This is a genomic window from Achromobacter pulmonis (assembly GCF_902859765.1).
Lineage (GTDB): Bacteria > Pseudomonadota > Gammaproteobacteria > Burkholderiales > Burkholderiaceae_B > Achromobacter > Achromobacter pulmonis.
Window position 1 is genome coordinate 96,569 of record NZ_CADIJV010000012.1, and the last position, 13,513, is coordinate 110,081.

Genomic DNA, 13,513 nt, shown 5'->3' on the forward strand with positions numbered 1-13,513 from the left:
CCGGTTCCCCGGTCCGCGCCTCGCGGTCCAGCCGTATTGGAACACGGACCGCCAGCAAGCGAAGGGCGAGGCCCGTGGCGCCGGTTTCCCGGCGGCCCGCCAGCCTCGCCCCGTCCGGCGGATCGGCCCGGCGCTGCCGGGCCCCGCGTCTTAGAACCAGTAGACGAACAGATACAGGCCCAGCCACACCACGTCCACGAAGTGCCAGTACCAGGCGGCGCCCTCGAAGCCGAAGTGATGATCGGGCCGGAAATGGCCGCGCATCAGGCGGATCAGAATGACCGTCAGCATCGTGGCGCCCAGAATCACATGGAAACCATGGAAGCCGGTCAGCATGTAGAACAGCGAACCGTAAGCGCCCGAGTTGAACTTGAGGTTCAGCTCGGTGTACGCGTGGTGGTATTCAGCGGCCTGGCAGGCCACGAAGATGAAACCCAGGATGACCGTGGCGGCCAGCCAGAACATGGTCTTGCCGCGGTGGTTCTCGCGCAGCGCGTGGTGAGCGATGGTCAGCGTCACGCCCGAGCTCAGCAGCAGCGCGGTGTTGATGGTCGGCAGCCAGAACGGGCCCACGGTCTGGAAGGGCTCGACCACGCCGGCCGGGCCTAGGTTGGGCCACACCGCCTGGAAGTCGGGCCACAGCATCAAGCGGTGGTCCATGTCGCCCAGCCACGGCGTGGTGATGGTGCGCACGTACCAGAGGGCGCCAAAGAACGCCGCGAAGAACATCACTTCCGAGAAGATGAACCAGCTCATGCCCCAGCGGTAGGAGCCGTCGATGCGCTTGCTGTTCAGGCCGGCCTCGGACTCCTGGATGGCATCGCCGAACCAGTAATACAGCACCACGATCAGCCCGATGAAGCCGGCCAGCACCGACCATTTGGCCCAACTCACGCCGTTGATCCAGCCCGCGGCGCCCAGGCCCATGAACAGCAGCGCCACGGCCGTGCGCACGGGGTGGCCCGAGTCGGCGGGCACGAAGTAATAGGGTGCCTCTTTACCTTGAACCGAGTGGCTTGCACTCATGGCTTTCTCCCTGGTACTGATTTATAGAATTAAGTGATTCAAGTCAGGCTGGATACCGCCCAACGCACAATTAACACCAGCACGGCCACGAAGATCGCCGCCGCCAGCAACCCCGCCACGATCACATGGACGGGATTGAGCCTGGCGCTGTCCTCGCGATAGCCCGCGCCCTTGCGGACGCCAAAAAATCCCCACGCCACCGCCTTCATCGTCTGGAAGAAGCTCAGCTTGCGCTGGGCGGATTCACGCAGGTCGTCGCTCATGGCTCGCTATCCGCCAATGGCCTTGCCCGCCAGCAGCGCCGAACCGCGGAACACGGTCCAGGCGAACACGGCGATGACGAATACCAGCAGAACCAGTCCTGCGATCTTGTTGCGTCGGCGCTGCTCGGGTGTCATGGCCATGCTGCCTGTTACGGGGTTGGAATCGGCGCTCACTTGACTTCGGGCGGCGTCTCGAAGGTGTGGAATGGCGCGGGCGACGGCACCGTCCATTCCAGCCCTTCGGCGCCCTCCCACGGCTTGGCCGTGGCCTTTTCGCCCTTGCCCATGTAGCAGCGCAGCACCGCCCACAGGAAGATCAGTTGCGACAGGCCGAACCAGAAAGCGCCGATGGTGGCGATCTGGTGGAACGTCGTGAACTGCGCAGCGTAGTCGGCGTAGCGACGCGGCATGCCGGCCAGGCCCAGGAAGTGCATCGGGAAGAAGGTCACGTTGAACGAGATCAGCGTCGACCAGAAGTGCAGCTTGCCCAGCTTTTCGCTGTACATGCGGCCCGTCCACTTGGGCAGCCAGTAGTAGGTGCCGGCGAACAGCGCGAACAGGGAGCCGGCCACCAGCACGTAGTGGAAGTGGGCCACCACGTAATAGGTGTCATGCACCTGGATGTCGATCGGCGCGACCGACAGGATCAGGCCGGTGAAGCCGCCCATCGTGAACACGAAGATAAAGCCGATCGAGAACAGCATCGGCGTCTCGAACGTCATCGAACCGCGCCACATGGTGGCAACCCAGTTGAACACCTTCACTCCGGTCGGAATGGAGATGAGCATGGTGGCGTACATGAAGTACAGCTGCCCGGTCACCGGCATGCCGGTGGTGAACATGTGGTGGGCCCAGACGATGAACGACAGCACGGCGATCGAGGCGGTGGCATATACCATCGAGGCATAGCCGAACAGCTTCTTGCGGGCGAACGCGGGCACGATGGCCGACACGATGCCGAACGCCGGCAGGATCATGATGTAGACCTCGGGGTGCCCGAAGAACCAGAACACGTGCTGGTACAGCACCGGGTCGCCGCCGGCGGCGGCGTTGAAAAAGCCGGTGCCGAAGTGGCGGTCGGTCAGCACCATGGTGATGGCGGCGGCCAGCACCGGCATCACGGCCAGCAGCAGGAAGGCGGTGATCAGCCAGGTCCAGCAGAACAGCGGCATCTTCATCAGCGTCATGCCGGGCGCGCGCATGTTCAGCACGGTCACGATGATGTTGATGGCGCCCATGATCGAGGACGCGCCCATGATGTGCATGGCGAAGATGGCCAGGTCCATGCCCGGGCCCATCTGCAGCGACAGCGGCGCGTACAGCGTCCAGCCGGCGGCGGTGGCGCCTCCCGGCACGAAGAACGACGCCGTCAGCATGATCGCGGCCACCGGCAGCAGCCAGAAGCTGAAGTTGTTCATGCGCGCGAAGGCCATGTCGGACGCGCCGATCTGCATCGGGATCATCCAGTTGGCGAAGCCCACGAAGGCCGGCATGATGGCGCCGAACACCATGATCAGGCCGTGCATGGTGGTGAACTGGTTGAACAGCTCGGGGCGGAAGAACTGCAGGCCCGGCTCGAACAGCTCGGTACGCAGCAGCAGCGCCAGCGTGCCGCCTTCGAGCAGCATGACGAACGAGAAGATGAGATACATCGTCCCGATGTCTTTGTGATTGGTGGCGAAAAGCCAGCGACGCCAGCCGGTGGGGGTGGCGTGGTGGTGGTCATCGTGACCGTGGCCGTGGCCCGGCGACACGTGGTCTACAGTGACGCTGCTCATGATGGACTCCTTCCTGCTGAGTGCCGGCCCCGTTCCACGGAACCGGCAGGGTATCTCTGACTAAACGGAACCAGCTCTGCGTTGGGAAGCGGGCGCGATCAACGCGCGGCCGCCACGTCCTTCGGCATCACTGTCGGGTCCTGCCCCTTGCCGGCATTGCTCCAGGCATGGCGCGTATAGCTGATGACCGCGGCGATCTCGACATCATTGAGCTGGGGACCGAACGCCGCCATGGCGGTGCCGGGCTTGCCCTTCAGCACGGTGTTGATCTGGACGTCTTTCGGGCCCAGCACAACCTTGTCTCCATCGAGGGCGGGGAAACTGCCCGGGATGCCCTTGCCGTTGGCCTGGTGACAGGCCACGCAATTGGCGGCGAAGACCTTCTCGCCACGGGCAACCAGTTCGGCTTCCGTCCACTCTTTATTGGGATCGTCGGCGTTTGCCGCCATCTTCTTTTTCTGGTCCTCAACCCACTTATCGTAGTCCGCTTGCGCCAGGACTTCCACGACGATGGGCATGAAGGCGTGGTCCTTGCCGCACAGTTCGGCGCACTGGCCACGGTAGATGCCGGGTTTTTCGGCGCGGAACCAGGCATCGCGCAGGAAACCGGGGATCGCATCCTGCTTGACGCCGAAGTCCGGAACCATCCACGAGTGGATGACGTCGGCGGCGGTCAGGACCACGCGCACCTTCTTGTCCACGGGCACCACCATGTGGTTGTCCGTTTCCATCAGGTAGAACTCGCCCTTGGGCTCGCGGCCTTCGATCTGGGCGCGCGGCGTCGACAGGGTGGCGAGGAATTTGACGCCGGCGGCGGGGCCATCGAGGTATTCGTAGCCCCACTTCCACTGGTAGCCGGTGACCTTGACGGTCAGGTCGGCGCTGGAAGTGTCTTTCATGGCGACGACCGTCTTGGTGGCCGGCAACGCCATGGCGATGACGATGATGAAGGGGATGACCGTCCAGGCCACTTCCACGCCGAGGTGCTCGTGGAAGGTCGCGGCCTTGTGTCCGCGCGATTTCCGGTGCGCCCAGATGGAGTAGAACATCACTCCGAAGACGCCGACGAAAATCACGATACAGATCGTGAGCAACAGCCAGTGCAACCACATCACATCACGCGTGATTTGCGTGACGCCTTCATGCAGGTTCAGCTGATTGACCTTCGGGCCGCCGGGCATGTCCTGCACCTGGGCAATGGCCGCGCTGCCAATCAGCAGCGCACAAGCGCCCAGTATCCCTCTCCACTTCTTCATGCTTACCTCGAAACACGGCGCGAGGGCCCTTGTCGCCTAGTGGCACGGATGTCACTGAACAGGACTACGCGCAATTATTAGATGGCAGGGTTAGGCAGGGGGAGATAGAGCGGCCCCCGCGTTCCCACTCGAAATCACAAAGAAACTGGCGGATTATAGCGGACGCGCAAATGGATGTAAGTTTGTGCTCTTGAATTCATACCGGCCGCCCCCATTTGCGCGCGTCCGTTGCGCACCAGGGTAAACAGGGGTGGCATAAAATCGCGGACAGTCTTATTAACAGCGCCTCAAGATGCCCAAACAGCTGTCCGATCTGTATGCCGCCCTGGGCGCCCGCGCCCAGGAACCCGCCCCCGTCGGCGCGCACGCGCTATATATAGCGGGGCGCCGCTGCGGCTGGGCCACGCATGCGGCCTGTGACGCGTTGCAAGGCGCCGCCCACATCCAGGCCGACGCCGACGCGCTGCGCATCGGCGCGGCCCTGGCCCCCGGCGCGGCGCTCGACGCCGTGCTGGAACAGGCCGCGCAACTGTTGCGCCAAGCCAACTGCCTGCGCGGTTGGCGCGATGAATTGCTGGACGTGCTGGACGGCGACACCGCGCTCGGCGTCATCGAGCGCGCCGCGGTGCGGCCGCTGGGCCTGCTGACCAAGGCCGTGCACCTGAACGCCTGGACCCCGGACGGCCGCATCTGGATCGCCCGGCGCGCGCTCAGCAAATCCACCGACCCCGGCATGTGGGACACCCTGGTGGGCGGACTGGCCGGCAGCGGCGAATCCCTGGACGCGGCGCTGGTGCGCGAATGCGGCGAGGAAGCCGGCCTGGACGCGCCGGACCTGGCGCAGCGCTCGCCGCTGCGCACCATCCTGCGTATCCATCGCCGCCTGCCCGAGGGTTACCAGGTCGAGGATGTGCTCACCAGCACCTGCGTGCTGGCGGCCGACGCCCGCCCCGCCAACCGCGACGGCGAAGTCATGGAGATCGCCGCCGCCGACGTCGATACGGTGGTGCGGCGCGTGGCCGAGGGCGAATTCACGCTGGAAGCGGCCCTGGTGATCATCGAAGACATCATGCAGCGCCGCGCGGCCGGCGAAATCTGAGCCGGCGCGCGCGGCCCGCCATCAGGCGCTGGCGCTTCCCGGCGCCGCTTCCGCGTCGCGCGGGTCGACTGCGCGCGCCCCGGCCTGGCGCGTCTCGACCTGCTGCGGCATGACCGGCCGCGCATCGGCAGCCTGTGGCGCGGCCGAGGGGGCCGCCGACACGCCCGGCTCGACCGCCCGCAGCGCCTGCACCGCCCGCGTGTCGAGCTCGCTGTCGGCCGTCGCCCCCGCCGCTTCGGCCGCTTCCGCCGCCTGCGCCGGCGATGGCACGGGCGCCTGCGGCGCCGCCGCCGCGTTGTTCGCCTGCGAGAATTGTTTCCAGACCTCGATGGCGCGCAAGCGCTGCTTGGCCACCACCTGGATGCGCTCGCGCAGGTGCTCATCGCGCGCCAACAGGGCATGGAAATCGCGCGATGACAGCATCAACAGCTTGCTGTAACCCAGTGATGTCACCTCGGGCGCGATCTGCTGCTCGCCCAGCAGGCCAAGTTCACCGAAGAACTCGCCGCTGCCCAGCTCGATCATGGTGTTGTCCGGCAGGTGTACCGCCACCGCGCCCGAGGCCACGAAGCACATTTCCTCGCCATGCCGGCCCTTGGTCAGCACACGCTGGTCGGGCAGCGACAGGCGCGGCTTGAGCAGCTTGCTGATGGCGCGCAGCGAATCGGCCGACAGCCCCTCGAACAATGGCACGCGCTTGATCAGGTCGGCCGCGCTCATTTCGATGTCCAGCGGCGGATGGGTGTCGATATGAGCCCAGCGGCTCTCCAATTGCGCCATCAGGTCGGCGTACACTTCGCCGCTGATCAGGAACTGCTCGAGCATGTCGCGGTAGCGGATCCGCTCCAGCTCGCGCGCCACCCGGCCCAGATAGCTCTCCTGCAGCCACTGCGCATACGACGGATACTGCAGGTTCAGCGCCTGCATGGCGTTCTCGATCAGGTCCAGCCGGCGCTGGTGCAGCGCCACGATGCGCTGCGTGGCGGTCTCGCCCAACAACGGTGAAATCTGTTCGCGCGCGAACACGATCAGGCGCTGCGCCACCGACCGCTTGCTCATCAAGTTGGCGAAACGCTGGCCCAGCTCGCGCGCCAGCCAGCCCTGGAAGCCGAACAGGTAGTGCAGCCGCAGGGCCAGCCGGAACGCGGTGGAATAGCGTACATCGGCGACGATGGCGCGCTCGAAGCCCGCCACCCCGCCCATGCGGATCGCATCCTCCAGGCGTTCGGCCCGCGCCAGCAGCGTTTCCGCCATGCGCCAGTCGACGATCTGCGCCTTGAGGATATCGAAGAACATTTCTTCCTCGCGCTGTGCCACGATCGCCAGCCCGACGGCCACGCGCTGTTCGTCGCTCATCTGGCTGACCTGACCATCGTGCACGCTGGTCAGGCTGGCATCGAACACGGCGCGGATGCGATCACGCACTTCCGTGCCGATATGCTCGGTCTTGGCCACCTCGTCGGTCTTGCCCTGCAGGTCTTCCAGCGCCACCGCCAGCGCCTGGTTGCGGATGGTGCGTTCGACCGGCGACAACTGGTTCAACCCCAGCATGCGGATCAGCGGCCGCAGGCTGATGCCATTGACGAACAGCGTCAGCAACACGAAGCCGGTGGTGGCCACGGCGATGAACTGGCGAGCCTCTTCGGGTACACCGGTCTGCTCGGTCACGGCCAGCGCCAACGCCAGCGACACCGCGCCGCGCAGGCCGCCCCACAGCATCACCGCCTTATAGGGATTGCTGACCTTGGTGCCGAGCCGGGTCAGGCCCAGCAGCGGCAGCAGGCCGAATACCACAATGGCGCGCGCCACCAGCGTCGCCACGAACACCACCGCCACCAGCACCAGTTCCTGCCAGTCGGCCGCCGCCATCAGCTTGGGGATCAACATGGCCGCGAACAGAAAGATCAGGGAGTTGGCCCAGAAGCCGAACTGTTCCCAGGCACTCGACAGGTACTCGAAGGTAGTTGGCGACATGCGGGTACGGCCGGTCGACCCGACCACCAGGCCGGCGATCACCGTGGCGACCACGCCCGACACATTGAGGTAGTGCTCGGAGATGAAGAAAGACAGGTAGGCCAGCGTCAGGGTCAGCGTGATCTCGGCGGTGGGAAAGCCGCGCAGCCAGGCAAACAGGAAGCAAGCCAGCCGCCCCATGGCGTAGCCGGCGATGCCGCCGCCGATGAAGTGCACGATGAAGTCATTGAAAATGCCGCTGACACTGAGTTCGCCATGACCACCCAGCACAGCCAGCAGCACCGAATACAGGGCAATGGACGCGGCGTCGTTGAACAGGCTTTCACCTTCCACCAGCGTGGTCAGCCGCTTGGGCGCGCCCACTTCGCGGAAAATGCCGACCACGGCCACCGGGTCGGTCGTGGCCACGATGGCGCCCAGCAGCAGGCACACCACCAGGCCATAGGAAGAAATGGCGTCCAGCGTCACCCCGACCACCACGGTGCATACCACCACCGCCACAATCGCCATCATCAGGATCGGGCCGATATCGTCCATCAGACGCCGTACGTTCATGGCCAGCGCGGTCTCGAACAGCAGCACCGGCAGGAACACCATCAGGAAGGTCTCGGAGGAAATCTCGAAGCGTTCCAGCGAGTCGAGGAAATCGGCAATCCAGCTGGGCGCCCAGCCATGGAGATGCACGACGATCCCCAGCAGGCAACCGACGATCGCCAGCAGCACCGAATACGGCAGCTTGAGGCGGCCGGCCAGCGGCGGCATGAAGCACACCAGGGTGAGGAGACCGGCCAGGCCGAATACGAGAAACCCTACATCCATGGAAAACGCCCGCGTCCCGATCATGAAGCTTGTGAGAAGTTTCACAAGAATAGCGGGTTTCCGGCCGATTCCGGCGAGCGGCCATGACGGTGCACGTTTCGTTACCCCGATCGCGCCGCCCGATGCGCGCCGGGACGCGTTTTTTCGGTAAGGTAGAAGCCCGTGCACAAACTTCGCAGGAGCCGCACTTGGCACGCGTCCACACCCTGGCCCGCCGCAACGATGCCCCGGCCATGCTCGTCCAATTGACCGATTGCCATCTGTTCGGCGAACCCGACACGGTGATGCTGGGCGTCAACACCGACGCCAGCCTGCGCGCGGTGCTGCGCCAGATCGAAGCCGACGGCAAGCACCCCGACCTGCTGCTGGCGACCGGCGACCTGTCCCAGGACGGCGAGCCCGCGGCCTACCGGCGCCTGGCCGCCATGCTGGGCGCCGCGCCCGCGCTGGAGGGCGCCCGGATCCGCTGCCTGCCCGGCAACCATGACCTGCCCGCCGCCATGCGCCAGGAACTGCCCGACTGGTCGGCCCCGGTCAGCGACGTGGGCGCCTGGCGCGTGGTTTCGCTGGACACCACCGTGCCCGGCTCGAACGCCGGGCACCTGCCCGACAGCCAACTGGATCTGCTGGAAGCCGCGCTGGCCGCAGCGCCCGGCCGGCATACCTTGCTGGCCATGCACCACAACCCCATGCAGATCGACAGTCACTGGCATGACTCGATGATGATCGACAACCCGCAGGCGCTGTTCAAGTTGCTGACGCGCTGGCCGCAAGTGCGCGTGCTGCTGTGGGGCCATGTGCACCATGAATTCGACCGCCGCCGCCACAACCTGCGCATGCTGGCCACGCCGTCCACCTGCTTCCAGTTCAGCATCCGCGACGGCAAGCACGTGGTCGACAACCTGGCGCCCGGCTACCGCTGGATCAAGCTCTACCAGGACGGTTCCATGGCCACCGGCGTGCGGCGCGTGCAGGATGCGCTGTGGCACACGGCCACGCAACCCGATCCGGACAGCATGCGGGCGGCTTGAGCGCCGCACGCTGCGCGCGCGCATAAAAAACGGGGCACCATATGCGTGGTGCCCCGCAAGCATCCGTCTCATAGGGGAGGGGAAAGAGGAGAAGCCGAGACGGATGACAAGACTGCCAACCAAAGTTCGCGGTCTACGTGAAGTTAGGCGGCGCGTGCTCCATTAAGTTTCTGAAAACGCGCGTTAATTCGGGGTGAATTTGTATCAATTTATTGGCTTGACGCCACAACGGCCCCGGCGGCGCCCGTCCCCGGTGCCACGCCTGTGTCACCGCAAAAGAAAAGGGCCGCGATCGCGGCCCTTGGCATGCTTGCAGCGAGGAATCAGGCAGCCAGGCTGCCACGCATCTTCTTCAACGCGGCGGCTTCGATCTGGCGGATACGCTCGGCCGACACGCCGAATTCCTGTGCCAGCTCATGCAGCGTGGCGCCACCGTCATCCTGCAGCCAACGGGCTTCGACGATGCGGCGCGAACGCGGGTCCAGCGCTTCCAGCGCGCTCGACAGCCCCGCGCTCTGCAACTGGTCGCGCGCGGCGCGTTCCAGCACGCGGGTCGGTTCCTGGCGGCCGTCGTCGGACAGGTAGGCGATGGGCGCGAAGCTGTCGTCATCGTCGTCCTGGTTTTCGAGCGACATGTCGCGGCCGGACATGCGCACTTCCATTTCGCTGACGTCTTCGCGGCGCACGTTGAGTTCGCGCGCGATGTGATCGACCTGGTCCGGATCCAGCGTCTGGCCGTCCGGGCGCATGCTGCGCAGATTGAAGAACAGCTTGCGCTGGGCCTTGGTGGTCGCCACCTTGACCAGGCGCCAGTTGCGGATGATGTATTCGTGGATTTCGGCCTTGATCCAGTGCACGGCGAACGACACCAGGCGCACGCCGCGCTCGGGATCGAAGCGCTTGACGGCCTTCATGAGGCCGACATTGCCTTCCTGGATCAGGTCGGCATGGGGCAATCCGTAGCCCAGGTACTGGCGCGCCACCGACACCACCAGGCGCAGGTGCGACAGCACCAGCTCGCGCGCCGCGCCCAGGTCTTCGCTGTCGCGCAGGCGGCGACCGAGTTCGGTTTCACGTTCGGCCGACAACACCGGCAGGCGGTTCACGGCCGAGATGTAGGCATCAATGGTGCCAAGTGCGCCCGGATTGGCGATGGCCAACGCCAGGGCGTTGCCGGAAGTGGCCAACGAGGTACTGGGTTGCTTCATTGCGGCGGTCTCCGGAAAGCGAAGGGGTAAAGACATGGATTCGATGTTAGCACTCTAGCAAAGGGAGTGCTAATTCGACTATTGCGGCGCGTCAAAGTTTCGTTTTTCCGGTATGTCCCTATTTTAAATCCACACCGGTTGCCGGACCTGCGCCGGCCGGGAGCTTGCGCCTACCAGCCCAGCCGTTTCAGGCCGGCCGCGGTGGCCTCGCCGTCCGGACGCACGAACAACGCGCCACGGGGATCCATATAGATCTGGTACTTCGCGCCGTCGAACAGCGGCATATAGGCCGCGCTGCCAAATTGGACATCGACGAACGGGAACCAGTTCGGAAAGCGCTGCTTGAGCGAACCCAGGTCCGGCGCCGGCCAGTCATCCAGCGCATGGACGGATCGGGTGGCCGATGCCTCGCGCGCGGCGTCGCTGTAGCGGCCCGACAGGCGTTCCAGGCGGTACAGCGGCGGCGCGCCGGCCATCAGGGCCGGCAGACGCCAACGCACCACCCGCGCATCGATCTGCCACTGGTCGCCGTAGAGCACGTACGGCTTGTCGCCCACGCCTGACGCGCTGGCATTGACCAGGAACTGACCCTCAGCCTGCTGGCGCACCTCGATGCGGGCCACGGGTTCGTCGGCGGTCAGGCGGAAGAACTGCACCAGCGACAACGCCAGCAACCCCGACACCCCGCCCAGTAGCAGCAGCATCAGGCCGAACAGGCGCCGCACCGGGCGGAACTGGAAGGTACGCCGGCCGCGCTCATCACGCGGGCCGCCGCGGCCCAACAGCATCGCCAGGCCCGGCAGGAATACGACCACCGCGGCCAGCAAGATCCAGACGAAGGGAGCGATTCCGTTGATCAAATCAGGCGATCCTATGCGGGGAACGCCGTGGTCGGGCCCCGGACGCCAGGCGTCGCGGGCCTGCCACGGCAGGCCGCCCAGTATAGAAGCGAGGCATCAGCCCGCCGGTTTTCCAAGCCGCTCGACGTGAAACCGGATGTGATCCTCGATGAAGGTCGAGATGAAGTAATAGCCATGGTCGTAACCTTCCTGGCGGCGCAGCGCCAGCGGCTGGCCGGCGGCGGCGCAGGCCGCCTCGAATACCTCGGGATACAACTGCTCGGCCAGGAACTGGTCGGCCGTGCCCTGGTCGACCAGGATGCCCGCGGGAAACGGCTGGCGCAGGCCGCGCATCAGCGCCGACGCATCGTAGGCGGCCCAATCGTCGGGCTTGTCACCCAGGTAGGCGCCGAATGCCTTCTTGCCCCAGGGGCATTGGCTGGGCGCGGCGATCGGCGCGAAGGCCGAGACCGACCGGAACTTGCCCGGGTTGCGCAACGCCAGCACCAGGGCGCCATGACCGCCCATCGAATGCCCGAAGATGCCGACCCGCGCCGCATCGCCGGGCAGGACGCCAGTGACGATGGCATGCAGTTCGCGCGTCACGTAGCTGTCCATGCGGTAATGATCGCGCCAGGGGCCGGTGGTGGCATCCAGGTAGAAGCCGGCGCCGGTGCCAAGATCCCAGCTTTCATCCTCGCCGGGCACGTTGGCGCCGCGCGGGCTGGTGTCGGGCGCCACCAGCATGACACCGAGCTCGGCCGCCAGGCGCTGGGCGCCAGCCTTGATCATGAAGGTTTCCTCGGTGCAGGTCAGGCCGGCCAGATAGAACAGTACCGGCACCGGCCCCTGCTCGGCCTGGGGCGGCACGAACACCGAGAACCGCATCGGCAGGCCGATCTCGGCCGAGTCGTGGCGGTAATAGCGCTGCGAGCCGCCGAAACAACGATGCTGGGAAATGAGTTCCAGGGCGGCGGGCATGGCAGGGGTCTCCGGGTCTGAAATAGGAAGAAAAATTCGGGCGGGATTAGGGTATATCCACGGTACGACGATCCGTCGCCGAATGTTAACCTGCCCGAAACGGAGTCCTTCCCACAAAAAGTATCGATTCCGTGCCCATATTGTGCTTACGGGGCTTGACCAGCGTCCACCGTGGCACTATTTATATACGTGAGAGAAGACAACCCGTTCTTCTGGAAGCGCAAGCCCTGACACTATGGCCCGTCTGCCCCGTCTGTACGCCCCTGGGCTGCCCCAACTGGTGCAGGCCAATTTCATCCAGCCGCTGGCGGCGCCGTCGCAGCCCGCCCCGGCCGATATCCTCAACCAGCTCGCCACGTGGCTGGGCGAATCCGCCCAGCGCCATCGCGTCTCAGTGCACGGCTGGCTGCTGGCCAACGATCGCATTCTGCTGCTCGCGACGCCGGCCGACGAAGAGGGCCTGCCGCGCCTGATGCAGACCCTGGGCCGCAACCTGGCCGCGCGCCTGCGTGGCGGGCGGGTGTTTGCCGGCCGCTACCGCTCGGCCTTGCTCGAACCCGGCGCCTGGGTGCTGCCCGCGCTGGTCTGGCTGGAAACCTACCCGGTACGCAGCGGCGCGTCGCAGGATCCCGACTCCTGGCCTTGGTCATCGGCCTCCAGCCACACCGGCAATACAACAGCCGCGCCGGCGCAATGGCAGTCCGACCACGCCGACTACTGGGCCTGCGGCAACACGCCGTTCGACCGCCAGGCCAATTACCGCAAGCGCCTGCAGGATGGCCTGTCGCGCGAGGAATCGCAGCGCATCGACCAGGCCGTCTCCGGCCAATGGGCGCTGGGCGGCCCGAGCTTCATCGCCAGCCTGGCCCATACCGCCAGCCGGCGCGTGGCGCCCGGCCAGCGGGGGCGTCCGCGCAAGAAACCCGCCGCGCCAGCCGGCGCCGATACCGACACGCCCCCGGCCACCACGCCGGCGCCGCCAGCCGGCAACGGCAACGGGCCCGGCCCGGGCGCCGGTTCCAGCTCCGCATCCTGACACAGCGCCTTCGGGCGCTTTTTTCATGCCTGCCCGACCCGCCCGTGGCGGGAGGGCACACCCATCCCGCGCGCCGCGAGGCCGTTCCCGCAGCCAAAAAGCATCACAATAAACAGGGACACATAAAGAGGGAAATAGGGATTCCACCTACCCGGAACCGACCCGGGAGACCCCATGGGTCTGGACAGCCTTTATTGGCGCGC

General features: G+C 65.8%; 12 protein-coding genes. 3 read left to right on the top strand and 9 right to left on the bottom strand.

Annotation, left to right across the window (positions count from 1 at the left end):
* Positions 1-150: 150 nt before the first annotated feature.
* From HV701_RS12530 to coxB, 5 genes are all read right to left on the bottom strand, one after another.
* A complete protein-coding gene (locus tag HV701_RS12530) occupies positions 151-1,026 on the bottom strand; it encodes a cytochrome c oxidase subunit 3 (protein WP_175133351.1) in 876 nt (291 codons plus the stop codon).
* Positions 1,027-1,064: 38 nt separating this feature from the next.
* Positions 1,065-1,289, bottom strand: coding sequence for a DUF2970 domain-containing protein (locus HV701_RS12535; protein ID WP_006388094.1), 225 nt, complete (start codon positions 1,287-1,289; stop codon positions 1,065-1,067).
* 6 nt (positions 1,290-1,295) lie between these two features.
* Positions 1,296-1,424, bottom strand: coding sequence for a cytochrome oxidase small assembly protein (locus HV701_RS12540; protein WP_020925592.1), 129 nt, complete (start codon positions 1,422-1,424; stop codon positions 1,296-1,298).
* A 35-nt stretch (positions 1,425-1,459) separates the two neighbouring features.
* The gene (gene ctaD, locus HV701_RS12545; protein ID WP_049070636.1) at positions 1,460-3,067 is read right to left on the bottom strand and encodes a cytochrome c oxidase subunit I; all 1,608 of its coding nucleotides are present in this window, start codon (positions 3,065-3,067) and stop codon (positions 1,460-1,462) included.
* 98 nt (positions 3,068-3,165) lie between these two features.
* A complete protein-coding gene (gene coxB, locus HV701_RS12550; RefSeq protein ID WP_175133352.1) occupies positions 3,166-4,323 on the bottom strand; it encodes a cytochrome c oxidase subunit II in 1,158 nt (385 codons plus the stop codon).
* Positions 4,324-4,615: 292 nt separating this feature from the next.
* Between coxB and HV701_RS12555 the strand changes: the two genes are divergently transcribed.
* On the top strand, positions 4,616-5,422 hold the full coding sequence (locus HV701_RS12555) for an NUDIX hydrolase (protein ID WP_175133353.1): 807 nt from the start codon (positions 4,616-4,618) through the stop codon (positions 5,420-5,422).
* Positions 5,423-5,443: 21 nt separating this feature from the next.
* Here the strand turns inward: HV701_RS12555 and HV701_RS12560 are convergent, their stop codons facing one another.
* A complete protein-coding gene (locus HV701_RS12560) occupies positions 5,444-8,215 on the bottom strand; it encodes a cation:proton antiporter (protein WP_175133354.1) in 2,772 nt (923 codons plus the stop codon).
* Between the two features lie 188 nt (positions 8,216-8,403).
* Between HV701_RS12560 and cpdA the strand changes: the two genes are divergently transcribed.
* Positions 8,404-9,246 (top strand): 3',5'-cyclic-AMP phosphodiesterase, encoded by an 843-nt coding sequence (gene cpdA / locus HV701_RS12565; protein ID WP_175133355.1) that lies wholly within the window; start codon positions 8,404-8,406, stop codon positions 9,244-9,246.
* A 323-nt stretch (positions 9,247-9,569) separates the two neighbouring features.
* Here the strand turns inward: cpdA and rpoH are convergent, their stop codons facing one another.
* From rpoH to fghA, 3 genes are all read right to left on the bottom strand, one after another.
* Entirely contained in the window at positions 9,570-10,454 is an 885-nt protein-coding gene (gene rpoH, locus HV701_RS12570; protein ID WP_175133356.1) for an RNA polymerase sigma factor RpoH, read from the bottom strand.
* Between the two features lie 170 nt (positions 10,455-10,624).
* Positions 10,625-11,314 (bottom strand): hypothetical protein, encoded by a 690-nt coding sequence (locus HV701_RS12575; RefSeq protein ID WP_175133357.1) that lies wholly within the window; start codon positions 11,312-11,314, stop codon positions 10,625-10,627.
* Positions 11,315-11,410: 96 nt separating this feature from the next.
* Positions 11,411-12,274 carry an S-formylglutathione hydrolase gene (gene fghA / locus HV701_RS12580; protein ID WP_175133358.1) on the bottom strand — a complete coding sequence of 288 codons (864 nt, stop codon included), beginning with the start codon at positions 12,272-12,274 and terminating at the stop codon, positions 11,411-11,413.
* A 235-nt stretch (positions 12,275-12,509) separates the two neighbouring features.
* Between fghA and HV701_RS12585 the strand changes: the two genes are divergently transcribed.
* A complete protein-coding gene (locus tag HV701_RS12585; RefSeq protein WP_175133359.1) occupies positions 12,510-13,310 on the top strand; it encodes a hypothetical protein in 801 nt (266 codons plus the stop codon).
* Positions 13,311-13,513 lie beyond the last annotated feature (203 nt).

Excerpts from the sequence above, each read along its gene's own strand:
- HV701_RS12540 (WP_020925592.1), bottom strand. The coding sequence starts at position 1,424 with ATGACACCCGAGCAGCGCCGACGCAACAAGATCGCAGGACTGGTTCTG.
- HV701_RS12555 (WP_175133353.1), top strand. The coding sequence starts at position 4,616 with ATGCCCAAACAGCTGTCCGATCTGTATGCCGCCCTGGGCGCCCGCGCC.
- coxB (WP_175133352.1), bottom strand. The coding sequence starts at position 4,323 with ATGAAGAAGTGGAGAGGGATACTGGGCGCTTGTGCGCTGCTGATTGGC.
- HV701_RS12585 (WP_175133359.1), top strand. The coding sequence starts at position 12,510 with ATGGCCCGTCTGCCCCGTCTGTACGCCCCTGGGCTGCCCCAACTGGTG.
- HV701_RS12535 (WP_006388094.1), bottom strand. The coding sequence starts at position 1,289 with ATGAGCGACGACCTGCGTGAATCCGCCCAGCGCAAGCTGAGCTTCTTC.
- ctaD (WP_049070636.1), bottom strand. The coding sequence starts at position 3,067 with ATGAGCAGCGTCACTGTAGACCACGTGTCGCCGGGCCACGGCCACGGT.
- rpoH (WP_175133356.1), bottom strand. The coding sequence starts at position 10,454 with ATGAAGCAACCCAGTACCTCGTTGGCCACTTCCGGCAACGCCCTGGCG.
- fghA (WP_175133358.1), bottom strand. The coding sequence starts at position 12,274 with ATGCCCGCCGCCCTGGAACTCATTTCCCAGCATCGTTGTTTCGGCGGC.
- HV701_RS12560 (WP_175133354.1), bottom strand. The coding sequence starts at position 8,215 with ATGGATGTAGGGTTTCTCGTATTCGGCCTGGCCGGTCTCCTCACCCTG.
- HV701_RS12530 (WP_175133351.1), bottom strand. The coding sequence starts at position 1,026 with ATGAGTGCAAGCCACTCGGTTCAAGGTAAAGAGGCACCCTATTACTTC.